This is a genomic window from Aeromonas sp. WP2-W18-CRE-05 (assembly GCF_014168615.1).
Lineage (GTDB): Bacteria > Pseudomonadota > Gammaproteobacteria > Enterobacterales > Aeromonadaceae > Aeromonas > Aeromonas caviae.
The window spans coordinates 4,051,589-4,076,942 of record NZ_AP021917.1; the positions used below are offsets into that span (position 1 = coordinate 4,051,589).

Consider the following 25,354-nt stretch of genomic DNA (forward strand, 5'->3'; position numbering starts at 1 on the left):
ACGGGACATCGCTATAATGTCGGCCTGCAAACTTGACTCCAACACTCAAAGGAAACGTCATGAGCCTGAACCTGGTACCGGCCGGCAAGAGCCTGCCTGACGACATCTACGTCATCATCGAAATCCCGCAGAACGCCGACCCGATCAAATACGAAGTCGACAAGGACAGCGGCGCCATCTTCGTTGACCGTTTCATGTCCACCCCGATGTTCTACCCGTGCAACTACGGTTACGTGAACGCCACCCTGTCCCTGGACGGGGATCCGGTCGACGTGCTGGTTCCGACTCCCTACCCACTGCTGGCCGGCTCCGTCATCCGCTGCCGCCCGGTCGGTGTGCTGAAGATGACCGACGAATCAGGCGAAGACGCCAAGATCGTGGCCGTTCCCCACTCCAAGCTGACCAAGCAGTACGATCACATCCAGGATGTGAACGATCTGCCCGAGCTGCTGAAAGCCCAGATCCAGCACTTCTTCGAGCGCTACAAAGAGCTGGAAGCGGGCAAGTGGGTCAAGGTGGAAGGTTGGGGCGACAAGGCAGCTGCCGAAGCCGAGATCAAGACCTCTGCCGAGCGTTACGCTGCAAAATAAGCGTATTCCTCGCAAAAAGGCGCCTTATGGCGCCTTTTTTATGGATCGTTGCGGGGACGCTCCGGGGGGATCCCCCTGGATATAGAGGTCGCGCCCGTTTTGCCGATAGGGGCGGTAATAGTCATCACCGCAGCGATATTCCTGACCGGCACCTCCCACCAGATCGCAGTTGACCGGCAGCACCTCCAGCCACTTGATGGCCTGCTGGAAGCGCAGCCACTCCTGCCATTCATGCTCCCGGGCCAGCTGATCCCGCAGGGCGAAGGTATCCGCGCTGGACAATCCCTGATTGACGATGACCTGCCCCGCCAGCGCCGGCGTGGCCACCAATATCAGCAGAAACCGTGAAACAAGCTTCATGATGATTTCCCCCATGACTTATTTCCTGAATTAAATTTAAAGTCAGATCAGATAATTACCAATATATCTGTCACCAGACCAATCCAAATGCCGGTCACTCACCTAGTTGTTTATTATCAACCCAGGCGGAGGCGCACCATGAAACTGGCACAAGGCTTTCTGTGCAGTCTGCTCTTCGGCACCATGGCGCAGGCCAACGAGATCAACCTGAGCTGGCAGTGGCAATCTGCGGATGGTCAGCAAAAGCACCTGCAATTGACGGCGGATGAGCGCACCTTTTCAGCCAGCCGTCACGAGATGACACAGCTCGACACCGCCCTCAACTTCCCGCTGGAAACACTCTACTCCTACATCAGTCCGCGCCTCTACAACAGCATCAACCAGATCAACCAGCACAGCCCGGAGACGGCCACCAAGTTCCGCAACCTGGAACAGGCCTTTACCCTGCACGACAGCAGCCTCGAATCCGCCCAGTTCTGGCAGGCCTACCGGCAATATCAGGAGGACGCCTTCTACGAGATGCGGGTCCAGCCCTGCGTTCACCCGGCCAACCAGAAGCTGCCCTGTGTGCGCCCCAACTACTCCCAGCTGTTCTATCAGTTCAAGGGAGACCTCAAACCCCTGGCACAGCAGTTTTCGGCCAAGGATCTCGCCACCAGCGTCATCCTGCTGCAGGAGTGGCTGAGCGGCATCCCCACCCCGCCCGAGCAGATGGACCACTTCGCTCCGCCCTTGCAGGCCCTGCAGGACAACAAGGCCGACAGCGACGAGAAGGCGCTGCTCATGGCCAGTCTGCTGGCGGAGCTGGCGCCCCAGTACAGCCTCAGCATCATCTATCCGAACATCAGCATCGGCAGCGTCTCGCCGGCCTGGCTCGCCATCACGGCCGACAGCGGCCTTGAGGGAGACACCCTGGTGATCGGCAATCAGCGCCACGTGCTGCTCACCGGTTCTCCCCTGCTGGCCCAGCAGATGACCATGGCCCAGATTCCCTTGATCAGCGAACCGCTCTACTAGCCTCTTCTGACCATCACTTGCTTTTGATGGATGGCATGCCATCCTTGCCGCCGTCATTGGGGGGATGGCGACCATGTTGACAAGATCACCGTCGCACCCTGCATTATTTAACACTTTTTAAACAGATCCGATCAGTTTAGGATGTTCAGGGTCCCATTCCCTCGACCCAAAAATCGTTATAACATCACAAAGGAGTGTCATCCGGATGAAACATCTCGTGCTTACTCTGGCGCTGCTGCCAACCCTGGTCATGGCCCACAACATCAAGGAATCAACCCAGGTGCCGCTGGTCAACATCAGCGACAAGGGGGAGCTGGTGCTCAAGGAGAAGGAGATCAGCTATCAGCCCTGGCAGAGCAAGGTCCTGACCGGCAAGGTCTTCCTGATCCAGCACATCGCGGGTCGCTCCAGCGCCAAGGAGCTCAATGCCCCCATGATCGAGGCGATCAAGGCGGCCAAGCTGCCCCACGACAAGTACCAGACCGTCACCATCATCAACAGCAATGACGCCATCTGGGGCACGTCCGGTTTCGTGAAGAGCAGTGCCGAGGACAGCAAGAAAGAGTTCCCCTGGTCCGCCATGGTGCTGGATGCCAAGGGGATGGCCCGCAACGCCTGGGCGCTCACGCCGGAAAGTTCGGCCATCATACTGCTGGATAAAGAGGGCAAGGTGCTGTTTGCCAAAGATGGCCAGCTCGATGCCGCCGAGATAACCAAGGTGATGGGGCTCATCCAGTCCCATCTCTGAATCAGAGAGAAGGGCGCTGATGGCGCCCTTTCCACAAGGGTCTATGGGTCGTTCCACACTGACAATCTGGGTGTTGCTGCTGGGCTGGTTGTGGATGCAACCGGCGCTGGCACAGCACCCCCTTGAAGCAGCCCTGCCCGATCACGGTCATGCCTGCACCCTCTGCGTCCTGCATCTGGATGGCAAGCTGGCACTGACGCCGACCCCCGTTCTCCCTCCCCTCTCCTCTGGCATCGACCGGTATATCGGCACTCCCCAACCGAGGGCGGCCACCGGCACCACGGGACATCGCCGTATCCGCGCCCCGCCGCCCCTTCATTGTTTCTTTTTTTGAACCAATCTTTTCTCTATTTATTCAAAAGGATTAACGATGAAAGCAGTCACCCTGTTGCTGGCCGCTGCCGCCTTCGGCGCCCAGGCCCATCACGACGAACACGAAAGCCACAGCCACGGTGCCCATGAGCACGGTCACGGCCACCTCAACCTGGTACTCGACGGCAACCAGCTGATGATCGAGTTGCAGGCCCCTGCCGCCGATCTGGTGGGCTTCGAGCATGCCGCCAACACCGATGAGGAGAAAGCGCAGTATGCCAAGGCGGTGGCCCGCCTCCAGCAGCCCGACGCCCTCTTCCGTTTCGACCCGGCCGCCGGCTGCAAGCTGACCCAGCAAGAGCTGCAGGCCGCCAAGGAAGATCATGACCATGAGCACGAGCACGAGCACGAGCACGACAAGGCTGATGGCGCTCACGATGAACACCATCACGACGACGCGGGACATGTGGACATGGGGGCCATGTACACCTACACCTGCGCTACCCCGGCCAAGCTCACCGGTCTCGAGGCCACCCTGTTCAGCCTCTACCCGAGCCTGGAGAAGCTGAGCGTGCAGGGCATACTGCCCACCGGCCAGACTGCCGCCGAACTGACTCCGTCCGCCAACAAACTGGGCTGGTAACACCATGAAACATGCCGTGGTTGAGATCCGTGATCTGGCCTTTGCCTGGCCGGGTCACGAAGCCGTCCTCGATCTGCCCGCCCTTCGCATCCACGAGGGTGAGCGCGTCTTCATCAAGGGCCCATCGGGTTGTGGCAAGTCCACTCTGCTCGGGTTGCTGGCCGGTATCCAGACCGCCAACCACGGCACCCTGGAGGTGCTGGGCCAGCCCCTGGCCCGGCTTTCCGGCCGCGCCCGTGACCAGTTCCGGGCGGCCAATCTGGGGTACATCTTCCAGCAGTTCAATCTGCTGCCGTTTCTCTCGGTGCAGGACAACGTCACCGCTGCCCTCACCTTTTCACCCGCCAAGCGGGCCCGCCTGACAGGGAGCCCCGAGCAGGAGGCGCGCCGCCTGCTGGCAGAACTGCAACTGCCGGATGAAGCGCTCCATCGCCCCGTCCACGCCCTCAGCATCGGCCAGCAGCAGCGAGTCGCCGCCGCCCGCGCCCTGATAGGCTCCCCTCCTCTGGTGATCGCCGACGAGCCCACCTCGGCCCTGGACACCGACAACCGGGCCGCCTTCATCCGGCTGCTGTTCGAGGAGTGCGACAAGCAGGGGTCTACCCTGGTCTTCGTCAGTCACGATCCCTATCTGGAGCCCCTCTTCCCCCGGGTGGAGAACCTGCAACAGCTCAACCGGAGGGCGGCATGACCACACGCCATCATCTCGCAGCCCGTCCGGCCATCTCCCCTTCACTGCGGAGGCTCTCATGCTGAAACTCGCCCTGCAAAGTCTCTGGGCCCGTCGCCTCACTGCCGGGCTCACCCTGCTGGCCGTCGCCATCAGCGTCACCCTGCTGCTCGGGGTGGAGCGGGTGCGCAGTCAGGCACGGGACAGCTTCGCCAACACCGTCTCCGGCACCGATCTCATCGTCGGCGCCCGCTCCGGCCAGGTGAACCTGCTGCTCTATTCGGTGTTTCGCATTGGCAACCCCACCAACAACGTGGGCTGGGACTCCTACCAGGCCATCAAGGCTAGGCCCGGTATCGCCTGGACCATCCCCCTCTCCCTCGGCGACTCCCACAAGGGGTTTCGCGTGCTCGGCACCAATGGGGACTACTTCACCCACCTGAAGTACGGCCAGCAGCAGGCGCTCGTCATGCGCGAAGGTCGCCCCTTCGAAACACCGTTTGAAGCGGTGCTGGGTGCCCAGGTGGCCGAAAAGCTCGGCTATCACCTGGATCAATCCATCGTCATCGCCCATGGCGCCGGCAACACCTCGTTCAGCCAGCACGACAACATGCCGTTCAAGGTGGTGGGGATCCTGGCCCCCACCGGCACCCCCATCGATCGCACCATTCATGTGCCGCTGGCGGGCATAGAGGCGATCCACCTGGGCTGGGACACCGGTCGTCACAGCAAGAACGTGACCCCGGAACAGGCGATGGCGCTGGATCTCACCCCCAAGACCATCACCGCCTTCATGGTGGGGCTGAGCAACCGGATCCTGGCGTTCCAGTTGCAGCGCAGCGTCAACACCTATCCCAGGGAGCCCCTGATGGCCATCCTGCCGGGAGCCGCCCTGCAGGAGCTCTGGGGGCTGATGAGCGTGGCGGAGACCGCCCTGTCGGTGATCGCGGGCTTCGTGGTGGTGGCGGGCCTCATCGGCATGCTGACCACCCTGCTCGCCGGCCTCAACGAGCGGCGCCGCGAGCTCGCCATTCTGCGCTCCCTGGGGGCGGGCCCTGCCCACCTCTTCCTGCTGCTGGCGCTGGAGGCGATGGCGCTCACCACGGCGGGCATCGCCCTCGGGGTGGCCGCGCTCTATCTCGGTCAGGGGCTTGCGAGCCCCTGGCTGCTCAGCCACTATGGCCTGCAAATGAGCCTGGGTCTGCCGAGCGCCTATGAGTGGCAACTGCTGGGCCTGGTCTGGCTGGCGGGCATGGTGATCGGGCTGCTGCCTGCCGCCCGCGCTTACCGCTACAGCCTGAGCGACGGCATGAGCATTCGCGTCTGACCCGACGCATCCGACCAAGAGAGAAGAACAGATGATGAAGTGGAAAATAGTGGCGCTGCTGGCCAGCCTGCTGGTGCTGCCTGCCATGGCTGCAGATTACAAGACCATCGACTGGGATATCCTCATCCCGGAGGGGGAAAAACTGCTGCCACCGCCCCAGGTCAGCCATGACGGCGACTTCTCCTCGGTGCCCCAGCCGGTGGGGGGCGTCAACAAGAAGCTGGACAATCAGGAGGTACGGATCCCCGGGTTCGTGGTGCCCCTGGAAGGGGATGCCAAGACCATCACCGCCTTCCTGCTGGTCCCCTACTTCGGTGCCTGCATTCACGTGCCGCCCCCGCCCACCAACCAGGTGATCTACGTGAGCTACCCCAAGGGAGCGCCGGTGGATGACCTCTGGGACGCCATCTGGGTCAAGGGCAAGATGCACACCGTCAGCTCCAGCCACGAGATGGCCACCGCTTCCTACTCCATGGACGCGGTCGAGGTCAGCGTCTACGAAGAGTGAGCCCCTGATGGCCTCCCCCGGGAGGCCATTTTTTATCCCGTGACGACCCCGGCAAAGGGATTGTTCATGGATCTGGTTGGAGTAACATTCACTACCAGACCTTGCCATCACGGAGCCAGCATGGCTGACCTGCCCCCCAAGAAAGAGAGTTCCATCCTGAGCAGCCAGGAGCAGACCCTGCGCCTGGCCCGCAACCGCGGCATCGATGGCATGCTCACCCGCAACAGCGACAGCACCTTCGAGCAGCGCGCCACCTTCCGCCAGTTGGCGGAGCAGGCCACCCGCCAGCGCAATCTGGAATCCATCATGGTGATGGCCGCGCGCCACTGCGAAGAGACCGCCGCCGGCGGCGAGATAGACAGCGACTGGCTCACCCGCTTCCTGCAACTGGCCGAAGACATCAGCATGACCCCCATGCAGCAGTTGTGGGGCCGCATCTTCGCCCTGGAAGTGGCGACCCCGGGCCGCTTCTCCATCCGTGCCCTCAACACCCTCAAGGAGATGACCCAGCGCGAAGCCCAGCTATTCCAGCGCATCTGCGCCCTCTCCTGCCACTACGAGGGCAGCGACGAGCAGCGCCTGCTGCTGGGCATGCACAAGGGGGCCAGCCTGCTCAGTCGCGCCAAGGTCACCCGGATGGGGCTCGGCAAATACCGGGTGCCCTACAGCGCCCTGCTGCTGCTGTGCGATCTCGGGCTGCTGCACCGTGGCGAGCTCGAATCCGGCCCCCTGCCCGCCGACGGGGTCGAGCTGGCCTTTGGCAACCAGCGCTGGCGTCTGCGCCAACGCCAGAGCAACCTCACCCTGCTCTATTACCGGCTCACCCCCATCGGCAACGAGCTTGCCCTGCTGCTGGACGAGCCCCCCCTGGAGGAGTACCTGCAGGATCTGAAGACCCTGCTCTCCACCCATCTGCAGATAGAGACCCAGATACCGGCCCCGGTCAGCGAGCCGGATCTGCCCGCCTGAGGCTGGCGGAGGCCCAGGCCCCGCCTTGCCAAATTGCGAAACCCGCCCCGCCATTGCCAAAACGGCTCCCAAAAAGCGAATCCTGACGGCAGGGGCGGACGCGAGCCCGGGCCATGTTCCCCCCCACTACGGGCTTTGAGCACAAAAGAGACATATAGAACGCAATTTAAGCGTTTTTGGGCACTCTGGTGTACGAATTGCAACCAGACTCTCTTTCCTCTGTCAGGCAGGAAGTACCATGAGAGTCAATCAACCCGTTACCCAGCGTGAGCGCCTCTACCCGTCGCACCAGAACCTGATTTCCACCACGGATCTGGAGAGCCGCATCACCTATGCCAACGACGAGTTCTGCCAGATAGCCGGCTTCACCCTGGAGGAGCTGCAAGGGGCGCCGCACAACCTGGTCCGCCACCCCGACATGCCGCCCCAGGCGTTTGCCGACATGTGGCGCCATCTGCGGGAAGGCAAAAGCTGGATGGGCCCGGTCAAGAACCGCTGCAAGAACGGGGATCACTACTGGGTCAACGCCTTCGTCACCCCCATTCAGGACGCAAGCGGCAAGGTGGTGGAGTACCAGTCGGTGCGCACGGCGCCGGACGACGCGGTCAAACAGCGTGCGGAGCGGGTCTATGACGAGATGCGCCGCGGCAAGACCCCCCGGGCCCTGCGCCTGCCCCCCTGCTGCCACACCCTGGGGATCCACCTCTGCCTGATGGCACTGCTGGCCAGCCTGGTCACCCTCGGCTATCAGCACGGCCCGGGCTGGCCTCGGCTCATCGGTGCCCTGCCCCTGGTGGTTGCGCTCGTCATCTGCCAGACCCTCTCCCGGCGCCTCGCCCGGCTGGAGACCCTGGCCCGCCACCGTTTCGACAACCCCTTGATGCAACTGCTGTATACCGGCCGGGTCGATCGTCTGGCTGCCGTCGAGCTCGCCATGAAGATGAACCAGGCCGAGTTCAATGCGGTGCTGGCCCGCACCCAGCAGACCTGCCAGCAGATCGTGCAGGCGGCGCAGACGGATCTGAACAATGCCGAGTCCATCACCGGCAACCTGCAACAACAGCAGGCCCAGACCAACCAGGTCGCGACCGCCATCACCGAGATGACGGCGTCCATTCGCGAAGTCTCCCACAGCTCGAGCGCCTCCTCGGACAGCCTGGACAACACCGCCGTGCTGTTTCGGGAGGGCAATCGCAGCGTGCTCGATACCGTGGCGGCGGTGGAAGGGGTTCACGGCGAGCTGATCACCTCCCGCGCCGTGATAGAGGCGCTGGCCAGCCAGTGCCGCGCCATCGACGGCATCCTGGACGTCATCAACAACATCGCCAACCAGACCAACCTGCTGGCCCTCAATGCGGCCATCGAAGCGGCCCGGGCAGGCGAGTCCGGTCGCGGCTTCTCGGTGGTGGCGGACGAAATCCGCACCCTGGCTATCAAGACCCAATCCTCCACCGGCGAGATCCAGCAGATGATAAGCCTCTTGCAGGCCAGCGCCGGGGATGCGGAGCAGGCCATGGCGCAAGGGGAGCAGCTCTCCGCCAGTTGCCGCCTCAAGGCCGCCGCCACCGGTGATATCCTGCAACAGATAAGCGAACGCCTGTTGCAGGTGACCGCAGGCAGCAACCAGATAGCCCAGGCGGTGCAGGAGCAATCCCTGGTCACCCAGGACATCCACCACAGCGTGCTGGACATCAAGCGTCTGGCCGACGACTCCAGCCAGGGCAGCCGCCACGCCGTGCAGGGCATAGTCCAGCTGGTGCGCCAACTCGGCGAGCTGGATCGGCTGGTACGCCAGTTCCAGCAGCATCCCGCCACCCGGCCAACCAGCACCGCCCTGACCAGCGGCCAACCCCTGCTCGCCCGCTAAGCCTTCACGGAGGAAACCAGACCCAAAGACCGTGCGCTAACAATAAAAACGGGCCCCTGCCGTCACCGGCAGCGGGCCCCTCCTTTGGGTGGTGAATGGGCGTCTGAGCGGGTTTCAAATTCGAGTCCTCGACTGAACCCGCGGATCTTTCGTCCCCATCCCAACCACCTGCTCGCCCTTGCCAGGCCGACCCTCTCGGCTGCACCGCATGGCCCTCGGCAGGGCAATGGCCTTGCTCACTCTCCCATCCATACACCGTGAATGTTGGGCGTTGAGCGTTGAGCGTTGAGCGTTGAGCGTTGAGCGTTGAGCGGGAAAGCGTCGCGCCTTGAGATCCCTCTTATCCAACCTGCCGCAGGCCCCCGCATACCCCCCCAATTTATTGATCTTGCCCGAGAAATTACCCGATCCCTCTTCCCTAACCAGCTCCGTTCGGTAACATGGCCATCAGGATCACCTCTTGTCGGAGTCAGCCATGAACCAGACCGGAGCCACAGGAAAAGCGCAGCAGGCTGGAGGCTGAAATTCAGGGGCGGTAGCCTTGCCTGAATGTTGGGAAGATCACGGCCAAAGAGGTAAAAATTTGAAAAGAAAACCAATAATAAGGCTTTCTCATATTCAAGAAGTTATCAAGTTATTTAATTCAATAAGCCAAGACGCGAGCTTACCTGATTCACATTACGAGATGTCTCGTTATATAAGCTCAACTGAATATGATGAAATGAATTTGTATGAACTTTCTTTTGAGCCTTATTTATCTATAGCTAAGCAATGTGACATGAGCTTTTTCGCCCTGTATCGGAGCAAACAACGAATATATCTTGCTCATTGTAACAATGCCGGTCACCCCCCACCTCGATGGGAAGCCCATCCTATCAAATTATCCCAACTTAAGGATATTGAGTTGATGATGTTTTTATTGCGAGATCACGCCTATCAGCTAGTGCTCAGAAACAAGCAAGGTTTAGCCTATGAAATTTAAATAATTCAATATTCCCAAATAGATAAACCGATAAGATTGATAGCATGTGATTGCCACATTCTTCTTAGTATCAATCATTAAAAAAACACAACCATCATATTCAACATGAAAGTTCTATTAATATTTTTTGGTTTTCTCTTTTTGACGAGTTCGGTGAACTCTCAGGAGATCATGACTCGCACAGCCAGCAGGGATGATGGTTCGTTTATCTCCTATTATCTTGTCCAACATCTCCATGACACAGATACACTGCTGTTGATCCTGCAAGGCTCTGATTGCAATAGTGTGTTGAAAATAGACTCCATACTCACCGAGTATAAAAATGTCTGGCCAGAAGCTGATGTTTTGCTAATCGAAAAGTACGGCATCAATCGCAAGTTAAAATACAGTACCGACCCGGCACGCAAAGACTGCCCAGCTCAGTACCTTGAAAATGACAATCCTGCGCAGCGGGTCGCGGATATCAACACTGTGCTCGATATCGTTCGAAAAGATGGGCAATACAAGACATTTATACTCTTGGGCGGTAGTGAAGGGGCCGTTATCGCCAACCTGGTGAGCGCAGATATTGACTCTATCGATTCGACCATCGCCTTTAATGCCGGTGGCCGCTGGTTTATCGATGACGTTTCACACAGCATCGCGGTAAAGCATAAGAACCCCGCAGCGGCGAGAAAAGAGGTCGATGACTTTAAAGGGTTTGCCGAGCATGTGCTTAACAGCAAACCCTTCGAGCTTGAGGTGAGCGGGCAGTATCTATTCACCAGGACGGGGTTGACGGCATCAGTTCTGCCGGGATGGGATAATCTGTCTTCTCGATGCACGCCCTGACCACGGCCCTCAACCACTCCTGTGGGCAGCGGCCCAATCGCTTGCCGGTCTCCACCAACGACAGGATGCGCTGGCGAAACAGCTCGCCCCGGTGAGACCACACGCCGTAGCTACCCTTGCGCCAGAGCACATAGCCACGCAGCGCCCGCTCCGCCTCGTTGTTGGTCAGCGCTATTTCGTCGTCAGTCATAAACCGCCACAGCATCTCGTCATCCCGCAGCAGCAACTGGCATCGTCCACGGTAGCGTTTGCTGCACAACAGGGCGCCGCGCTCCAACTGGCTTCGCCAGCTTTGCCGGTAACGCGCGAGCCTGCGCAGGTATTTCTGCTTGCTCAACGCACCGCTTTCCCAACGGTGCCGGGTACGAAACACCGCATCCGCCAGCAAGACCAACCGGGCACCGATGGGCTGGTTGCACTGCTCGCTACTCTCGGCGATGGCCGCGAGATTGCGGGCCACGTGGGCCCAGCACAGTTGCCGCTGGTCGGCGTCGATAAACCGGTAGCCGGCGTACTGGTCGGTCACCAGCACCCCGTCAAACTCGGCGCCCAGCAGCCGCTTGGCCGCCTCCTGACCACGGCCATAGGCCGTCATGAAGCAGACGGCTATCTTGCTCAGCGCCAGCCACATCCAGCGGCGCTCTCCACCCCGCTGATGCCGGGTCTCATCGGCATGAACGTGGGTGGCCGTCTGCACCTGCTGCTTGATGGCCTGGTAGGTCGGGGTGAGCATGGCACTCACCCGCCCCTGCGCCTCACTGATGGCGCCCCGGCTAAAACTCAGGCCGAAATGCTGTTTGAGCTGCTGCTGTATCTGGCTGACGCTCTGGTGAAACTGGCCGCTTTGCAGCGCGATGTAGCTGAGCAGATTGGCCCCCATCTGGCTGCTGCTGACGTTGTCTGGCAGTGCGGCCTGGGTCGTGCCGATACACCGTGAGCAGGTCGCACGATACAGTTGGTGTTCGGTGACGAGATAGCTCACCTCGGGCAGCTCGAACACCTGATGAACCTGATAGGGTTTGGCATGGGCCACCATGTCCCCGCCACAGCAAGCGCAATCGGCGGCAGGGTAATGCGGGACCAGGGTCAGGCGGGCATCAAGCGGATGCCGCTCGCGGCGATGTCCCTTGTGACCGGGCTGCGCCCCCGTTGCTTGCCGGACGCCGGACGCTTGCGGGCCGGCGGCGGTGCACCGGGGCCGTCGCTGGAAGGCGGCTTGGAGGAGTTGCCGCTGTGCTGATTGAGGCGGTCCTCCAGCTCGGCGATGCGGTCGAGGAGCTTATAAATCAGCTCGTTGGCCTGCTCCAGAGTGGTGGGCATTCCCGCGGAATGCATGGTGTTTTTGCTCATGGGGGGAGCGTATCTAAGGAGCAGGATCAAGCAAGCAGGAAAGTGGGATCAAGAGACGATCGTCTCATTTTTCCTGTGTCAATACTGTTCCGGTGAATACTTACAGCGGGCATGGCTATCATTGGTGGCAGCAGATGCTCTCCATCGATCAGCTTGATACTCTTAAAAAAGTAAAATCTCCTTTACTGATCATTCAGGGAGGCAGGGATACTTCGGTATCCCCTCAGAAAACAGATGAGTTGGTGCAGCGCCTTAAAGAACTCGGGAAAAGAAATATCGAGTATCGGCGTTATGAAGCACTTGATCATGGATTGAAAAACAGTGACGGGAAAAGCCAACGCAAAGAGGTCGTCAACGATATTAACATGTGGTTAAAATCGAAATTAAGCAACCCTAACCAATAAACCCAGTTGGGCTATCCGGCAAATCCTCTCTTTATACTGGCGATAAGTCTCTTATTAATCTACTACTCTCTTCGCCATCACTTATTGTCGATTTATAACATAAAATGTAAAACCCAACAAAAATCAATGCGGGCCACTTCGTGGCCCTAAAATTTAGGGCTGGCCTCTTGAGGATCAATCTGTGTCAAAACTTAAAATGACTCTACTAGAAAATTCAGTAAGTTTTTTCATCGAATCAGTTAAAAAAGCAATCAATGCAGAAACTGCAACTCAAGATTGGAAGCTGGCTATATTTTTACTCGTGCAAGCAATAGAATTAATCCTTAAGGAAAAACTTAAAAACACTCATGAAATTCTCATCTATAGCAATATTGACTCCCCAAAGCATACTGTAGACTTAAATTCAGCAATTAATAGATTGGCAAAAATTGATAATATCATACTGACAACTGCCGATAAAGAAACATTAGAAAGCGCAGCAAAAATTCGCAATCAGATCGTACATTTTGAGTTTGAAGTTCCACTAGAGCAAATTAAATCTCACTATATAATCCTTATGGGTTTTTATACTTCATTCTGTAATTCTCATCTTGACTTTGATGTGCTTGCAGAGTTAACCACTGGATTACATAAAAAATTACTGGCATTGTCTAAATATCTTGATGAATTAGAAACAAGGGCAAGGCAACGTTTTAAGCTTGAAGATATTTCATCTGCTTCAATCTGCCAATGCCCTGCTTGTCAGCGTGAAACATTTAATCTGGAAAATAGAAAATGTTATGTATGCTCCATAGAAAGATGGACATACCAATGCATTTATTGTTCTAAATTATCAATCGAAGACAATTGGAATGTATACATACCTTTCGAAGAAATACCTGGTAAAACAAATCGATTCAAAAACATCTGCCCTGAATGCGAAATACATATACACTTAGGGAAAAGTGAATAAGCATCCTATGAACAAAACATTATAATTTTAGCTATTAAAAATCAACGGATTACCGGTGGGGTTTCCGTGTCATATGACTTGTTCGCACCTTCTCAAGAGGAATATTTGGTAGGCAATAAAAAAGGGGGCCAATGCCCACTTGTTTATCAATAATGCGCTCAGAAAATACCCCTTAATCGATCAGCCCCCACTGCCGCAGGGCCGTCAGCAACTCATCCACCAGCGCTTCCACCGGCTTGCCGGTGTTCAGTAGATGGATTTCCGGCAGCTCCGGTGCCTCGTAGGCGGAGTCGATACCGGTGAAATTGCGGATTTTGCCCTCGCGCCTTCTTGTAGGCCCCTTGGGATAGCGGCGAGCAGTGCATCGACATTCTCCTCGATAAACCCATCAGTCAAGTTGATGGGTTTATCTAATTTTGCAGGCCCTACTTAGTCATTAGTAACACTATATTTTTACCCCCGATTAGCTGATACAAGGTAAAGGAAAACCTATCAGAAAGAGAATTATGAGAGCCTTATCTTGATACACCACCAATACATGGAATAAGTATGATAATTGAATGTCCTAAATGTTTTAAAAAAAATGATTTACATCTGGAAGCAAAAGTTAAATGTGGCCATTGCCAAGAAGAATTAACAGGTAGCACTTTCAAAAAACCTATTATGTCAGGTGGCGCTATATTAGTCTTTGGCCTTGTGAGTGGACAAGTGGCTGACTATGCTTTATTTGATAATCGATATCCAATGCACGTCGAGCATTCTATTGTTGATGCATGTACCAACTCAAGTCCAGAGCTGGTAAGTAAAAATATCTATATTGATAGAAGGAATGTTTGTTTATGTGCAATGCAAGACACTATGAATGAGATTTCATACATTAGATACAAGGTTGATAAAGAAAGCTTTTTATCAGCATTTAGAAAAAACTCTAATGAGTGTATGAGGCGGGAAGGCTAGCTTCACCGCCTTTTCTTATCTAGAGTTATTTGCCACTTTTTGAAGGTGCGTTTCCTCTTCCTCCTCCTGAGGGATTACCCGTCGTCGACGGCCAGTTACCACCTGTTCCGGTGTGTGAAGAAGGACCTCGACTACTGCCCCCCTTACCAGCATTACCTGCATTACCTGCATTACCTGCATTACCTGAATGTGAAGTGCTACCTTTTGCCATATCTCATCACTCCCTATATAAGTTCACATATCCAGAGTCATACTGGACATGTAAACATTAATGATGATGTGGGGGACATTTGGAGACAAAGATGCAACAAGATGATTTTGCAGTAAAAATTAAAAATGAGATGTCTAGGATCGGCTGGAGCCTTAATGATTTTGTCATGGAGTATGATAAGTATCACTCATATAAATCAAAGCTCACCATTGACTCGCTAAAAAAACAGTTATCAAGAAAAACAACCAACCAAGCTTTACTTAAAAATTACCTTGACTTCATCTATCAGCATGAGACATGGAGGAAACTAGATAATATCAAGCCCTTGTTTATTGATGATGAACTTGAGGGTGAGTTCATTCTTGAAATGGCCAAAATATCATGCGAAATCACAAAGACACTAAAAAAAACCTAGTATCCGCCACCGTCTGAATGCAACAATCTTGCATACAGCTTGGTAAGTACTCATCTCGGTCACAGACAGATTTTCTTTTCCTTGACCACCTGCACTGAGGCAACAATGCAGTGTCGTGAGACAGGAATTTCGAGAGATGGAAGTAAATGAAATCCCTTTGACCAACACTGTCGGAACTGTATCAGGGGGAATTAGAGGCGCTCGACAATATAGAGCTAATCTGCGGAGGGAATCCTTTATTTTCACGTTTATTGCGCCCAAGTTCAGCCAGCAATAGACAAAGGGGCAAACGCCCCCTTGTTTATCAAATTTCGGTTCGGATAAGCGACCTCAGCCGATCAGCCCCCGCAGCCTCAGAGCAGTCAGCAACTCATCCACCAGCACCTCTACCGGTTTACCGGCATTGAGCAGGTGGATTTCCGGGTTTTCCGGGGCCTCATAGGCGGAGTCGATACCGGTAAAATTGCGGATCTCCCCTGCCCGCGCCTTTTTGTAGAGCCCCTTGGGGTCGCGCTCTTCACAGACAGCGAGCGGCGCATCCACAAACACCTCGACGAACTCCCCTTCACCCACGAGATTGCGCACCAGTTGTCGCTCGGCACGGAACGGCGAGATAAAGGCGGTGAGGACGATCAGGCCCGCATCCACCATGAGTTTTGCCACTTCGCCGACCCGGCGGATATTCTCCTGGCGGGCGGCGTCATCGAAGCCGAGATCGCCGCACAGGCCGTGGCGCACATTGTCCCCATCCAGCAGATAGGTGTGCTTGCCCGAGGCGGCCAGCGCCTGCTCCAGCGCCCCCGCCAGGGTGGACTTGCCCGCCCCGGAGAGCCCGGTAAACCAGATCACCAAGGGCTTTTGCCCCTTCTGCTCGGCCCGGCTCTGTTTGTCGACGGCATGGGCATGCCACACGATATTGCTCATCCAACACTCCTTGATTGGCGCTCACGCCTCAAAACTTAAACTGTCCGGCACCACAGGGAGCCACGTCGGACTATCAGCCGACAACGTGCTGATGCCATGGCTTTGCTCACCCAACACTCCTTGATTGGCGCTCACGCCTCAATACTGACACTGTCCGCTACCGCGGGGAGCCGCCTCGCACCATGAGGCGGCAAGGTGCTGATGCCCTGCTATTGCGCATGCAACCCCCCCTGATTGGCGCTCACGCCTGGATGCCAGTGCCCTGGCACTCCCCTGCATCATAAGTAGCCTTGATAAAAGCCGCGTTAACATAAGCAGCCCTTAACACATCCCCGGTATCAGACCTTAAAACGGAAACAGCAGGGGTACCATGACGATCACCCCGATGCTGTAGGCCAGGGAGACAGGCAGGGCCAGCTTGAGATAATCCGGCATCTTGTAGTTGCCCGCCGCATAGACCATCAGGTTGGTCTGGTAGCCGTAGGGCAGGATAAAGCTGGAGCTCGCCCCGAACAGCACCGCCAGAATGAACGGCATGGTGGAGACGTCCATGCTGAGCGCCAGCTGGAATCCCATGGGGAAGGCCAAGGCCGCCGCCGCGTTGTTGCTCATCAGCTCCGTCAGCACCAGGGTAAACAGATAGATCCCCACGAAGGCGATAAAGGGACTGGCCCCGTTGAACTCCCCCATCAGCCAGTCGGCGATGAGCTTGGCCAGCCCGCTCTTCTCCAGCTGATCGGCGATGGCCAGCGCCCCGCCCACCACCAGCCAGATATCCAGGGGAAAGCGACGGCGGATCTCGTCCAGGGTCAGGATGCGGGAGAAGAGCAGCACCACCAGCATCACCAGCAGCCCCTTGAAGAGCGGCACCAGATCGAGCACCGACAGGGTCAGCACCCCAAGGAACCCCGCCACCACGGCGGCGCTGCGCGTGGCATCGAGCCGGGTGGAGGCCTCCAGCCCGCTCACCACCACGAACTCCCGGGAGAGGGACTTGTTGCCCGCAAACTTGGGGCCGGGGGCCAGCAGCAAGGTATCCCCTGCGTGCAATTCAATCTGGCCGAGGCCGCCGGTGAGCTGGGTCTCGCCCCGGCGCACCGCCAGCACCACCGCATCGAAGTGGGTGCGAAACTCCGCATCCTTGATGGTCTGACCCACCAGGCGCGAGCTGTGGCTGACGATCACCTCCACCAGGTGCTGGCCGTTGAGGCGGTGCTGGCCGTAGAGATCCAGCCCCTTGAGCTCCTGCAACACGCCGACGCTCTCCACGTCGCCACAGAACAGCAGCATGTCCCCCTCGTGCAGCTCGTGCTCCGGCTGAACCGGGCAGATCACCTGGTTGCCCCGGATGATCTCGGCGAGATAGAGGCTTTTCAGGCTGCGCAGGCCGTTCTCCTTGACGCTGCGCCCGGCCATCGGCGAGCCGGGGCCCACCTTGGCCTCGAGAAAATAGCCGGATTCCCGGCTCATCTCGGTGTCCTGCTCCGGCAGGTGGCGGGCAAACAGCAGCACGGCCACCAGGCCGGTCAGCAGAGTCCCCGCCCCCACCATGAAGAAGTCGAACATGCCGAGCGGCTTGGCCCCCATCTTGATGAGGAAGCTGTTGACGATGAGGTTGGTGGAGGTGCCGATCAGGGTCAGCACGCCGCCAAAGGTCGCCGCGAAGCACATGGGCAACAGCAGCCGGGAGGGCGCATGGTTGGGGTTGCGTTTGACCGCCCCCAGCATGGACGCCACCACGGCGGTGTTGTTGACGAACGCCGACAGGAAGGCGGTGGAAAACCACACCTTCACCAGCACCTTGTTGAAGGAGCCGGTGCCCACCAGGTTGGCAAACCAGCTCATGACCCGGGTCTTCTCCACCGCGAGCGACACCAGCAGCAGCAACACCAGGGTCAGCAGGGCGCTGTTGGTGTAGCCCGCCACCACGGCGTTGATGTCCGCCAGGCCGCTCAGGTAGGTGATGAGCACGGCGCCCGAGAAGAGCAGCGCCGGCCGGAGTTTGCCCTGGATCAGCAGGGCGACGAGGGCAGCCAGCAGACCCAGCACCAGGGATTGTTGCCAGGTCATGGGCTTACTCCTTGCCGGAATCGTTGCTGATGGTCAGCGCCTGCCAGTGGGGGAAGTGCTTGCGCACCAGGGCGTTGAGCTCCACTTCGAACTCGCTGTACTGCCCTGCCATCACCTTGGCCGCCAGCCCTTCCACTATCATGCCGGCACCCACGGTGACGTTGGTCAGCCGGTCGATGAGGATGAAGCTGCCGGTGTCGCGGATCTCTTTGTAGGGGTCGAACGCCACCGGGTCGGTCAGGCTGAATTCGCACAGGCCGATCTCGTTGAGCTTGAGCTCGGAGGCGGGCAGCTCGTCGAGCTTGTTGATCTCGATGCGGTGGCGGATGGCCTCCACCTGGCCACGACTCTTCTTGGTGGCCAGCTTGACGTCATAGACCCGGCCCGGTTGCAGGGACTCTTCCCCCATCCAGACGATGTGAGCCAGCACGTTCTGGGTCACCTGGGGCTTTTTCGCCGCATCCACCAGCAGGTCGCCCCGGCTGATGTCGATTTCGTCCGCGAAGGTGACCGTGATGGCCTGACCCGGCAGGGCGTACTCCAGATCCCCGTCGAAGGTGACGATGCGGGTCACCGTGCTCTCTTTGCCGGACGGCAGCACCGCCAGCTTGTCGCCCACCCGCAGGATGCCGGAGGCCAGGGTGCCCGCAAAGCCGCGAAAATCGAGGTTGGGGCGATTCACGTACTGCACCGGCAGGCGCACCGGGTGACGCTCCAGCTCGCGCTCCACTTCGGCAGACTCCAGCAAGGAGAGCAGGGTTTCGCCCTGATACCAGGCCAGCTTGTCGCTTGGGTTGACCACGTTGTCACCGTCCAGGGCCGAGACCGGCACGATGTGGATGGTCTCGACGCTGAGCTTCTTGGCGAATTCGCGATACTCCAAGCTGATGCGCTCGAACACCTCCTGGCTGAACTCCACCAGGTCCATCTTGTTGACCGCCACCACGAACTGCTTGATGCCGAGCAGGCTCGCGATAAAGCTGTGGCGGCGGGTCTGATCTAGCACCCCTTTGCGGGCGTCGATCAGGATGATGGCCAGATCGCAGGTGGAGGCGCCGGTGGCCATGTTGCGGGTGTACTGCTCATGGCCCGGGGTGTCCGAGATGATGAATTTGCGCTTGGCGGTGGAGAAATAGCGGTAGGCCACGTCGATGGTGATGCCCTGCTCGCGCTCCGCCTGCAGGCCGTCCACCAGCAGGGCCAGGTCCAGCTTCTCGCCGGTGGTGCCGAGCTTCTGGCTGTCGGACTCCAGCGCTTTGAGCTGATCTTCATAGATCTGCTGGGAGTCGTGCAGCAGGCGGCCGATGAGGGTGCTCTTGCCGTCGTCCACGCTGCCGCAGGTGAGAAAACGCAGCAGGCTCTTGTGTTGCTGGGCGTGCAGGTAGGCTTCAATGCCCTGTTCGCTGATGGCGGTCTGAATGTGGTTGTTCATGTTGCGATTCCTTAGAACATTTTTTTAGAAATAGCCCTGACGCTTCTTCTGCTCCATGGAGCCGGCCTGATCGTGGTCGATGAGCCGCCCTTGCCGCTCACTCGAGGTGGTGATCAGCATCTCTTCGATGATCTCCGGCAGGGTGGTGGCATTGGATTCGATGGCTCCGGTCAGCGGGTAGCAGCCGAGGGTACGGAAGCGCACCAGCTCCTGCTTCACTTCGTCTTCCGGGCCGATGGGCATGCGATCGTCATCCACCATGATCTTGATGCCGCCGCGATCCACCACAGGACGCATGGCCGCGAAGTAGAGCGGGACTATGTCGATGTTCTCGAGATAGATGTATTGCCAGATGTCCAGCTCGGTCCAGTTGGAGAGCGGGAAGACACGGATGCTCTCCCCCTTGTTGACCTGGCTGTTGTAGACGCGCCACAGCTCCGGGCGCTGGTTCTTCGGATCCCAGCGGTGGGACTTGTCGCGGAAGGAGTAGACACGCTCCTTGGCGCGGGATTTCTCCTCGTCGCGACGGGCACCACCGAAGGCGGCATCGAAGCCGTATTTGTTGAGCGCCTGCTTGAGCCCCTCGGTCTTCATGATGTCGGTGTGCTTGCTGCTGCCGTGCACGAAGGGGTTGATGTCCATGGCCAGACCATCCGGGTTCTTGTGGACGATGAGATCCAGCCCGAACTTTTTGGCGGTCTCGTCCCGGAACTTGATCATCTCCTTGAACTTCCAGTTGGTGTCCACGTGGAGCAGGGGGAAGGGGATCTTGCCCGGGTAGAAGGCCTTGCGGGCCAGGTGCAGCATGACGGAGGAGTCCTTGCCGATGGAGTACATCATCACCGGGTTTTCAAATTCGGCGGCCACCTCGCGGATGATATGGATGCTCTCGGCTTCCAGTTGCTGCAGGTGAGTCAGTCGCTCGCGGGTGACACCTGCACGGATGCTCTGTGCATCGGATGGCTGCAGTTGGGTCAGTCTTTCACGGTCCATGTCTGGGTCCTCGGTTCATTGCTAACGCGCCTGGTCAGGGCGCGGTGTTGGTTCAGTTCGGTGCCGCCTTGGCCGCACCGTCAAATCGATTCGGGTCTCGCCTCTCAGGCCAGGCTCACCAGCTTGAGCTCGTGGCCGCTTTTTGCCTCCTGCCCTTGCCCCTGCTCGCCAAACCAGGCGAGTTGCTGGCGCAGGGCCACCACTTCACCGATGACGATAAGCGACGGGCTCACCGCCTGCTGGGCCAGTTCGGCCAGCTCCGCCAGGGTGCCGGTCAGCACCCGCTGACGGGCCGTGGTGCCCCGCTCGATGATGGCGATGGGGGTGGCGGCGCGTCGGCCATGGCTCACCAGTTGCTGCTGGATATGCTCGGAGCGCATCAGCCCCATGTAGATGACCAGGGTCTGGTTGGTGGCCGCAAGCTGCTGCCAGTCGGGCTCCTTGCCCTCTTTCTGGCAGTGGCCGGTGATGAAGACGGCGCTCTGGGCATGGTCGCGGTGGGTGAGCGGAATGCCCGCATAGGCGGTGGCACCGGCGGCGGCGGTGATGCCGGGCACCACGGAGAAGGGAATGCCCTCCTCGGCCAGCACTTCCAGCTCCTCGCCGCCACGACCGAACATGAAGGGATCGCCCCCCTTGAGGCGCACCACCCGGTTGCCCGCTTTGGCGTATTCCACCAAGAGGCGGTTGGTCTCTTCCTGGGGCACGCTGTGGGCCCCCGCCTTCTTGCCGACCGACACCAGGGTGGCATCGCGGCGCACCAGGTCCAGGATCTCGGGGGAGACCAGCTGGTCATAGAGCACCACTTCGGCCTGCTGGATCTGTTGCAGCGCCTTGAGGGTCAAGAGGCCAGGATCCCCCGGGCCCGCCCCCACCAGCACCACTTCGCCCACTTCGGTACGGGCTTTGTCCAGTCCCTCGTTCAGCCACTGCTCGGCCCCTTGCCAATCGGCTTTCTCAATCAGACCGGCCAGGGTGTTGGAGGCAAAGGCGCGCTCCCAGAAGCGGCGGCGATCGGAGAGGGAGGCCAGCACCTGCTTGGCCCGGCGGCGCACCCGGCCGGAGAGCTCCGCCAGACCGCCGAGGTGGCGGGGCAGCAGGCTCTCGAGCCGCTCGCGCAACAGACGCACCAGCACGGGGGCCTTGCCGCCGCTGGAGACGGCCACCACGATGGGGCTGCGATCGATGATGGAGGGGAAGATAAAGCTGGAGCGCTCGGGGTCATCCACCAGGTTGACGAACAGACCGCGCTCGGTGGCGCTCTGGTAGACCAAGGCGTTGACCTCGAGATCGTCGGTCGCGGCCACCACCAGGATCTGCCCTGCCAGGTGAGCCGGGTCGAAACGCGCCGCCACATGGGTGAAGCGACCGGCAAATTCATGGAACTCGGGCTCGATCGCGGGAGAGACCAGGGTGATCCGGGCACCTGCCGCCAGCAGCAGGCGCGCCTTGCGCAGGGCAACCTCGCCCCCGCCCACCAGCAGTACCGGGCGGCCTTCCAACCTGGCAAACATAGGTAAATAATCCATCAGGGCCCGCTCCTCGGCATCGCGACATCTGGGGCGACTATAGGCAGGAGCGCTTATCCCTCAAAATAATAAAAAATGCTCTTTAATGCGTTTTGGTAATTAGTAAAGCCGTGTGGCGGCAATAGAGAAGCGAATCTGCTTGTGGTGGATGGCACCAGACCCTAGGCTAGTGAAAGTGTTTCATAAGGAGCTTAATCATGAATGAGTCATTGATTGTATTGGGGATCTTCATATTCCTGGTACTCGCCACCCTGAGTGCCGGCATCAAGATAGTGCCCCAGGGTTACAACTGGACCGTGGAGCGCTTCGGCCGCTACACCCGCACCCTCTCCCCGGGCCTCAATCTGCTGATCCCCTACATCGACCGCATCGGCCACAAGATCATCATGATGGAGCAGGTGCTGGACATCCCGGCCCAGGAGGTGATCTCCCGGGACAACGCCAACGTCACCATCGACGCCATCAGCTTCGTGCAGGTAGTGGATGCCCGCAAGGCGGGCTACGAGGTCAATGATCTCACCAGCGCCATCCGCAATCTCACCATGACCAACATGCGGACCGTGCTCGGCGCCATGGAACTGGACGAAATGCTCTCCCAGCGCGACACCATCAACGAGAAGCTGCTGCGCACCATGGATGCCGCCACCGCCCCCTGGGGCATCAAGGTGACCCGGATCGAGATCAAGGATGTGCGCCCGCCCCTCGCCCTGGTGGAAGCCATGAACGCCCAGATGAAGGCCGAGCGCCAGAAGCGGGCCGAGGTGCTGGAGGCCGAAGGGGTGCGCCAGTCCAAGATCTTGAAGGCCGAGGGGGAGAAGCAGTCCCAGATCCTGAAAGCCGAGGGTGAACGTCAGGCCGCCTTCCTCGCCGCTGAAGCGCGGGAGCGGGCCGCCGAGGCGGAAGCTAAGGCGACCCACATGGTCTCCCAGGCGATCGCCGAGGGCGACATGCAGGCCATCAACTACTTCGTGGCCCAGAAATACACCGAGGCCCTGGCCCGCATCGGTGAAGGCCCCAACAGCAAGATCATCATGATGCCCCTGGAAGCGGGCAGCCTGATAGGCTCGGTGGCGGGCATGGCCGAGCTGTTCAACAAAGACGGCAAGGCGGGCAAATCATGACAGCCCTGTTCGAGGGGCTGACCCACTGGCACTGGCTGGGGCTCGGCTTCGTGCTGCTGGCCATCGAGGTGATGGGGTCGGTGGGCTTTCTGCTCTGGACCGGCATCGCCGCCCTGGAGGTGGGACTCTTGCTGCTGGTCTGGCCCTTCGGCTGGCAGGCGCAGTTGCTGCTCTTCGCCCTGCAATCCCTGCTCACCACCTGGGCCTGGTGGCGCTGGCAGCATCGCCGGGATCGCTCCGGGCTGGATGCCGCCGCTCCCATCAACGAGCGGATGCAAAGCTACATGGGCCGCGAGCTGACCCTGCTGGACGAGGTCAGCCAGGGAATGAGCCGGGTGCATCTGGACGACACCGTCTGGACGGTGCGCTGCAACGCGCCGCTGCCGGCCGGCAGCCGGGTCAAGGTGGTGGGGGCCGACTCCCACATCCTGCTGGTGGAACCCCTCGGCTGACCGGGCAACGCCCCGCCATGGCCATAAAAAAACGGGCCCGGCGCGAGTGCGCCGGGCCCGTTTTTCAATGAGGTGCTGGCTTAGTTGGCCTTGGCATCGCTCACGGCAGCTTCAGCCTTGGTGGCCACGTCAGCGGCAGCCTTCTCGACAGTAGCGGAAGCTTCGGAAGCAGCCTTCTCGACGGTAGCAGACGCTTCGCTAGCGGCTTTCTCGACAGTGGCAGCAACGTCTGCGGCCGGGGTCGCAGCCGGAGCGGCAGCTTCTTCTTTCTGACCACAGGCGGTCAACATCAGACCCAGGATACCGGCTACCAGTACTTTGTTCATGTGCATACCCTCAAAAAAAGATGGAGAGATGGTGCAGGGACCATCACTGTACGCCCCGGCTCCTGTCGGCACACCGGCCGCTGGAGCCCGAAGGCGCGCGAAATATATCCCCATATGCGGCCGATGAAAACGCGTATCACAATGATATTTTCTCGTTGGCATGATAAGAAACACTGCTGCAACGACAAATATTAATATAAAACACCCATTCATCGCCAAATTCGCACAACAAATCGCCAATTACCTGGCGATTGCCAGTCAGCCATTGTCTTTCTGTCAGGCTCTCGGCGCTGCCGGATAACGCCGTCAGTCAGACAGCTTCTGACAAGGCAGGCGCCGCCCCTGCTGGTCGCTCTCCCGGGCCAGGTCCAGCAAGGCCATCACCGCCAGGGCCTCGTCGGCCGGCACCGGGTTCTCCCCCTCTCCCCGGATGGCGGCGCAGACACCGCGATAGTAGGCGCCGTAGTCCCCCGCTTCGCCAGCCACGGTCTGCTGCAGGAGCTGACCGTCCCGGATCTGGCTGAGCTGGCCGGGGGCGGGATCCACGCCCCAGTCCGCCGCCGGGGGCCGCTTGCCCTCCTTGAGCTGATCCTCCTGCACGTCCATGCCGAACTTGATGAAGGAGCCCTGACTGCCGTGCACCACGAAGCGGGGCATCACGGCCGACACCAGACAACTGCCGTGCAGAATGACCCGCATCTCGCCGTAACCCAGCACCACATGGAAGTAGTCGTCCGCCAGGGCCCCGGGGCGCTGCTTGCCCAGATCCGCCTGCAACCAGTCCGGCTGGCCGAACAGCTGGAGCGACTGATCCAGGATATGAGGGCCGAGATCGAACCAGAGACCGGAGCCCGGGCCGCCCGCCTCGCGCCAGCGCTGGCGCACCTCGGGGCGATAACGGTCGAAGTGGGATTCGAACTGGGCAACTTGCCCCAGCGCCCCCTCCGCCAGCAGACGGCGCACCGTGAGGAAATCCCCGTCCCAGCGTCGGTTGTGGAAGATGCTGAGCAGCCGTTGCTGCTTCTCCGCCAACTCGACCAGCGCCTTCGCTTCGGCCAGATCCAGGGCGAACGGCTTGTCGATCACCACATGCTTGCCCGCCAGCAGGGCCTCGCGAGCGATGGGGGCGTGGGTGTCGTTGGGGGTGGCGATCACCACCAGATCGAGGCTGTCATCGGCCAGCACCTGCTCCAGGGTGCCGACCCGGGTGCCGGGCAACGCGGCCTGTACCTTGGCGGCATCCCGGCTCACCACCCAGCGCAGGGTCAGGCCCGGGGTCGTGGCCAGGAAGGGGGCGTGAAAGGTCTGTCCTGCGAAGCCGTATCCCACCAGGGCGGCGTTGATTGTGTGGCTCATCCGGTTTTCTCCACGGGTCTGTGATCATGCGAGGCAGG

General features: G+C 59.2%; 26 protein-coding genes and 2 pseudogenes. 18 read left to right on the forward strand and 10 right to left on the reverse strand.

Features of this window, described 5'->3' with window-relative positions:
* The first annotated feature begins 59 nt into the window (after positions 1–59).
* The gene (ppa, locus tag H7R73_RS18850) at positions 60–590 is read left to right on the forward strand and encodes an inorganic diphosphatase (RefSeq protein ID WP_005335667.1); all 531 of its coding nucleotides are present in this window, start codon (positions 60–62) and stop codon (positions 588–590) included.
* Between the two features lie 24 nt (positions 591–614).
* Here ppa and H7R73_RS18855 read toward each other — a convergent pair whose 3' ends face one another.
* Positions 615–965: a hypothetical protein gene (locus H7R73_RS18855; RefSeq protein WP_103259574.1), complete on the reverse strand. Its 351-nt coding sequence runs from the start codon at positions 963–965 to the stop codon at positions 615–617.
* Positions 966–1,088: 123 nt separating this feature from the next.
* Between H7R73_RS18855 and H7R73_RS18860 the strand changes: the two genes are divergently transcribed.
* The 11 genes from H7R73_RS18860 to H7R73_RS18910 all read left to right on the forward strand — a co-directional run bounded on the left by H7R73_RS18860 (position 1,089) and on the right by H7R73_RS18910 (position 10,824).
* Entirely contained in the window at positions 1,089–1,967 is an 879-nt protein-coding gene (locus H7R73_RS18860; protein ID WP_042880471.1) for a hypothetical protein, read from the forward strand.
* A gap of 205 nt (positions 1,968–2,172) precedes the next feature.
* Positions 2,173–2,715, forward strand: a complete 543-nt coding sequence (locus tag H7R73_RS18865) for a YtfJ family protein (RefSeq protein WP_010675585.1) — start codon at positions 2,173–2,175, stop codon at positions 2,713–2,715.
* A gap of 43 nt (positions 2,716–2,758) precedes the next feature.
* Positions 2,759–3,049: a hypothetical protein gene (locus tag H7R73_RS18870; RefSeq protein WP_080768013.1), complete on the forward strand. Its 291-nt coding sequence runs from the start codon at positions 2,759–2,761 to the stop codon at positions 3,047–3,049.
* Positions 3,050–3,085: 36 nt separating this feature from the next.
* Complete coding sequence (locus tag H7R73_RS18875) at positions 3,086–3,670, forward strand: DUF2796 domain-containing protein (protein ID WP_103259573.1); 585 nt, start codon at positions 3,086–3,088, stop codon at positions 3,668–3,670.
* A gap of 4 nt (positions 3,671–3,674) precedes the next feature.
* Positions 3,675–4,361 carry an ABC transporter ATP-binding protein gene (locus H7R73_RS18880; RefSeq protein ID WP_039040841.1) on the forward strand — a complete coding sequence of 229 codons (687 nt, stop codon included), beginning with the start codon at positions 3,675–3,677 and terminating at the stop codon, positions 4,359–4,361.
* A 58-nt stretch (positions 4,362–4,419) separates the two neighbouring features.
* Positions 4,420–5,667 carry an ABC transporter permease gene (locus H7R73_RS18885; RefSeq protein ID WP_052815241.1) on the forward strand — a complete coding sequence of 416 codons (1,248 nt, stop codon included), beginning with the start codon at positions 4,420–4,422 and terminating at the stop codon, positions 5,665–5,667.
* 31 nt (positions 5,668–5,698) lie between these two features.
* Positions 5,699–6,175, forward strand: coding sequence for a DUF3299 domain-containing protein (locus H7R73_RS18890; protein WP_010675589.1), 477 nt, complete (start codon positions 5,699–5,701; stop codon positions 6,173–6,175).
* Positions 6,176–6,295: 120 nt separating this feature from the next.
* Positions 6,296–7,144 (forward strand): TIGR03899 family protein, encoded by an 849-nt coding sequence (locus H7R73_RS18895; protein WP_103259572.1) that lies wholly within the window; start codon positions 6,296–6,298, stop codon positions 7,142–7,144.
* A gap of 238 nt (positions 7,145–7,382) precedes the next feature.
* A complete protein-coding gene (locus tag H7R73_RS18900; protein ID WP_103259571.1) occupies positions 7,383–9,011 on the forward strand; it encodes a methyl-accepting chemotaxis protein in 1,629 nt (542 codons plus the stop codon).
* A gap of 583 nt (positions 9,012–9,594) precedes the next feature.
* Positions 9,595–9,993, forward strand: coding sequence for a hypothetical protein (locus H7R73_RS18905; RefSeq protein ID WP_197971167.1), 399 nt, complete (start codon positions 9,595–9,597; stop codon positions 9,991–9,993).
* A 171-nt stretch (positions 9,994–10,164) separates the two neighbouring features.
* Positions 10,165–10,824 carry a hypothetical protein gene (locus H7R73_RS18910; protein WP_232092706.1) on the forward strand — a complete coding sequence of 220 codons (660 nt, stop codon included), beginning with the start codon at positions 10,165–10,167 and terminating at the stop codon, positions 10,822–10,824.
* Here the strand turns inward: H7R73_RS18910 and H7R73_RS18915 are convergent.
* Positions 10,754–12,174 (reverse strand): annotated as a pseudogene (locus tag H7R73_RS18915) (IS66-like element ISKpn15 family transposase). The gene H7R73_RS18910 and the pseudogene H7R73_RS18915 sit on opposite strands and share 71 nt — an antisense overlap.
* Positions 12,175–12,308: 134 nt before the next feature.
* Here H7R73_RS18915 and H7R73_RS18920 point away from each other — a divergent pair.
* A complete protein-coding gene (locus H7R73_RS18920) occupies positions 12,309–12,578 on the forward strand; it encodes a prolyl oligopeptidase family serine peptidase (protein ID WP_232092707.1) in 270 nt (89 codons plus the stop codon).
* 181 nt (positions 12,579–12,759) lie between these two features.
* Complete coding sequence (locus H7R73_RS18925) at positions 12,760–13,530, forward strand: DUF3644 domain-containing protein (RefSeq protein WP_158657297.1); 771 nt, start codon at positions 12,760–12,762, stop codon at positions 13,528–13,530.
* A 172-nt stretch (positions 13,531–13,702) separates the two neighbouring features.
* Here H7R73_RS18925 and H7R73_RS24495 read toward each other — a convergent pair.
* Positions 13,703–13,882 (reverse strand): annotated as a pseudogene (locus H7R73_RS24495) (adenylyl-sulfate kinase); the annotation flags it as partial.
* A gap of 197 nt (positions 13,883–14,079) precedes the next feature.
* On the opposite strand from H7R73_RS24495, the gene H7R73_RS18935 reads away from it, so the two are divergent.
* Both H7R73_RS18935 and H7R73_RS18940 read left to right on the forward strand, forming a co-directional pair.
* A complete protein-coding gene (locus H7R73_RS18935) occupies positions 14,080–14,487 on the forward strand; it encodes a hypothetical protein (RefSeq protein ID WP_158657296.1) in 408 nt (135 codons plus the stop codon).
* Positions 14,488–14,789: 302 nt separating this feature from the next.
* On the forward strand, positions 14,790–15,113 hold the full coding sequence (locus H7R73_RS18940; RefSeq protein ID WP_182951364.1) for a hypothetical protein: 324 nt from the start codon (positions 14,790–14,792) through the stop codon (positions 15,111–15,113).
* A 330-nt stretch (positions 15,114–15,443) separates the two neighbouring features.
* Here H7R73_RS18940 and cysC read toward each other — a convergent pair whose 3' ends face one another.
* The 5 genes from cysC to cysG all read right to left on the reverse strand — a co-directional run bounded on the left by cysC (position 15,444) and on the right by cysG (position 22,061).
* Positions 15,444–16,037, reverse strand: a complete 594-nt coding sequence (gene cysC / locus H7R73_RS18945) for an adenylyl-sulfate kinase (RefSeq protein ID WP_103259567.1) — start codon at positions 16,035–16,037, stop codon at positions 15,444–15,446.
* 345 nt (positions 16,038–16,382) lie between these two features.
* Positions 16,383–18,107, reverse strand: a complete 1,725-nt coding sequence (locus H7R73_RS18950; protein ID WP_042016322.1) for an SLC13 family permease — start codon at positions 18,105–18,107, stop codon at positions 16,383–16,385.
* Between the two features lie 4 nt (positions 18,108–18,111).
* Positions 18,112–19,539, reverse strand: coding sequence for a sulfate adenylyltransferase subunit CysN (gene cysN, locus H7R73_RS18955; RefSeq protein ID WP_103259566.1), 1,428 nt, complete (start codon positions 19,537–19,539; stop codon positions 18,112–18,114).
* 24 nt (positions 19,540–19,563) lie between these two features.
* Positions 19,564–20,532 (reverse strand): sulfate adenylyltransferase subunit CysD, encoded by a 969-nt coding sequence (gene cysD, locus H7R73_RS18960; protein ID WP_052224733.1) that lies wholly within the window; start codon positions 20,530–20,532, stop codon positions 19,564–19,566.
* 104 nt (positions 20,533–20,636) lie between these two features.
* Positions 20,637–22,061 (reverse strand): siroheme synthase CysG, encoded by a 1,425-nt coding sequence (gene cysG, locus H7R73_RS18965; protein WP_103259565.1) that lies wholly within the window; start codon positions 22,059–22,061, stop codon positions 20,637–20,639.
* A 197-nt stretch (positions 22,062–22,258) separates the two neighbouring features.
* On the opposite strand from cysG, the gene H7R73_RS18970 reads away from it, so the two are divergent.
* Together H7R73_RS18970 and H7R73_RS18975 are read left to right on the forward strand one after the other, a co-directional pair.
* Positions 22,259–23,182 (forward strand): SPFH domain-containing protein, encoded by a 924-nt coding sequence (locus H7R73_RS18970; RefSeq protein WP_029314806.1) that lies wholly within the window; start codon positions 22,259–22,261, stop codon positions 23,180–23,182.
* Positions 23,179–23,634: an NfeD family protein gene (locus H7R73_RS18975; RefSeq protein ID WP_010675601.1), complete on the forward strand. Its 456-nt coding sequence runs from the start codon at positions 23,179–23,181 to the stop codon at positions 23,632–23,634. The genes H7R73_RS18970 and H7R73_RS18975 overlap by 4 nt, the downstream gene beginning before the upstream one ends.
* A gap of 80 nt (positions 23,635–23,714) precedes the next feature.
* On the opposite strand, the gene H7R73_RS18980 is transcribed toward H7R73_RS18975, so the two are convergent.
* Both H7R73_RS18980 and H7R73_RS18985 read right to left on the reverse strand, forming a co-directional pair.
* A complete protein-coding gene (locus H7R73_RS18980; protein ID WP_010675602.1) occupies positions 23,715–23,960 on the reverse strand; it encodes a hypothetical protein in 246 nt (81 codons plus the stop codon).
* Positions 23,961–24,266: 306 nt separating this feature from the next.
* Positions 24,267–25,316 carry an oxidoreductase gene (locus tag H7R73_RS18985; RefSeq protein ID WP_103259564.1) on the reverse strand — a complete coding sequence of 350 codons (1,050 nt, stop codon included), beginning with the start codon at positions 25,314–25,316 and terminating at the stop codon, positions 24,267–24,269.
* Positions 25,317–25,354: the final 38 nt, after the last annotated feature.

Bases quoted from the DNA above. Each gene is read 5' to 3' on its own strand.
- H7R73_RS18875 (WP_103259573.1), top strand. From the start codon at position 3,086: ATGAAAGCAGTCACCCTGTTGCTGGCCGCTGCCGCCTTCGGCGCCCAG.
- H7R73_RS18885 (WP_052815241.1), top strand. From the start codon at position 4,420: ATGCTGAAACTCGCCCTGCAAAGTCTCTGGGCCCGTCGCCTCACTGCC.
- H7R73_RS18870 (WP_080768013.1), top strand. From the start codon at position 2,759: ATGGGTCGTTCCACACTGACAATCTGGGTGTTGCTGCTGGGCTGGTTG.
- H7R73_RS18940 (WP_182951364.1), top strand. From the start codon at position 14,790: ATGCAACAAGATGATTTTGCAGTAAAAATTAAAAATGAGATGTCTAGG.
- H7R73_RS18855 (WP_103259574.1), bottom strand. From the start codon at position 965: ATGGGGGAAATCATCATGAAGCTTGTTTCACGGTTTCTGCTGATATTG.
- H7R73_RS18890 (WP_010675589.1), top strand. From the start codon at position 5,699: ATGATGAAGTGGAAAATAGTGGCGCTGCTGGCCAGCCTGCTGGTGCTG.
- H7R73_RS18860 (WP_042880471.1), top strand. From the start codon at position 1,089: ATGAAACTGGCACAAGGCTTTCTGTGCAGTCTGCTCTTCGGCACCATG.
- cysN (WP_103259566.1), bottom strand. From the start codon at position 19,539: ATGAACAACCACATTCAGACCGCCATCAGCGAACAGGGCATTGAAGCC.
- H7R73_RS18920 (WP_232092707.1), top strand. From the start codon at position 12,309: ATGCTCTCCATCGATCAGCTTGATACTCTTAAAAAAGTAAAATCTCCT.
- H7R73_RS18980 (WP_010675602.1), bottom strand. From the start codon at position 23,960: ATGAACAAAGTACTGGTAGCCGGTATCCTGGGTCTGATGTTGACCGCC.
- H7R73_RS18970 (WP_029314806.1), top strand. From the start codon at position 22,259: ATGAATGAGTCATTGATTGTATTGGGGATCTTCATATTCCTGGTACTC.
- H7R73_RS18900 (WP_103259571.1), top strand. From the start codon at position 7,383: ATGAGAGTCAATCAACCCGTTACCCAGCGTGAGCGCCTCTACCCGTCG.
- H7R73_RS18910 (WP_232092706.1), top strand. From the start codon at position 10,165: ATGACTCGCACAGCCAGCAGGGATGATGGTTCGTTTATCTCCTATTAT.
- H7R73_RS18975 (WP_010675601.1), top strand. From the start codon at position 23,179: ATGACAGCCCTGTTCGAGGGGCTGACCCACTGGCACTGGCTGGGGCTC.
- H7R73_RS18880 (WP_039040841.1), top strand. From the start codon at position 3,675: ATGAAACATGCCGTGGTTGAGATCCGTGATCTGGCCTTTGCCTGGCCG.
- H7R73_RS18950 (WP_042016322.1), bottom strand. From the start codon at position 18,107: ATGACCTGGCAACAATCCCTGGTGCTGGGTCTGCTGGCTGCCCTCGTC.
- H7R73_RS18985 (WP_103259564.1), bottom strand. From the start codon at position 25,316: ATGAGCCACACAATCAACGCCGCCCTGGTGGGATACGGCTTCGCAGGA.
- cysC (WP_103259567.1), bottom strand. From the start codon at position 16,037: ATGAGCAATATCGTGTGGCATGCCCATGCCGTCGACAAACAGAGCCGG.
- H7R73_RS18935 (WP_158657296.1), top strand. From the start codon at position 14,080: ATGATAATTGAATGTCCTAAATGTTTTAAAAAAAATGATTTACATCTG.
- cysD (WP_052224733.1), bottom strand. From the start codon at position 20,532: ATGGACCGTGAAAGACTGACCCAACTGCAGCCATCCGATGCACAGAGC.
- cysG (WP_103259565.1), bottom strand. From the start codon at position 22,061: ATGGATTATTTACCTATGTTTGCCAGGTTGGAAGGCCGCCCGGTACTG.
- ppa (WP_005335667.1), top strand. From the start codon at position 60: ATGAGCCTGAACCTGGTACCGGCCGGCAAGAGCCTGCCTGACGACATC.
- H7R73_RS18895 (WP_103259572.1), top strand. From the start codon at position 6,296: ATGGCTGACCTGCCCCCCAAGAAAGAGAGTTCCATCCTGAGCAGCCAG.
- H7R73_RS18865 (WP_010675585.1), top strand. From the start codon at position 2,173: ATGAAACATCTCGTGCTTACTCTGGCGCTGCTGCCAACCCTGGTCATG.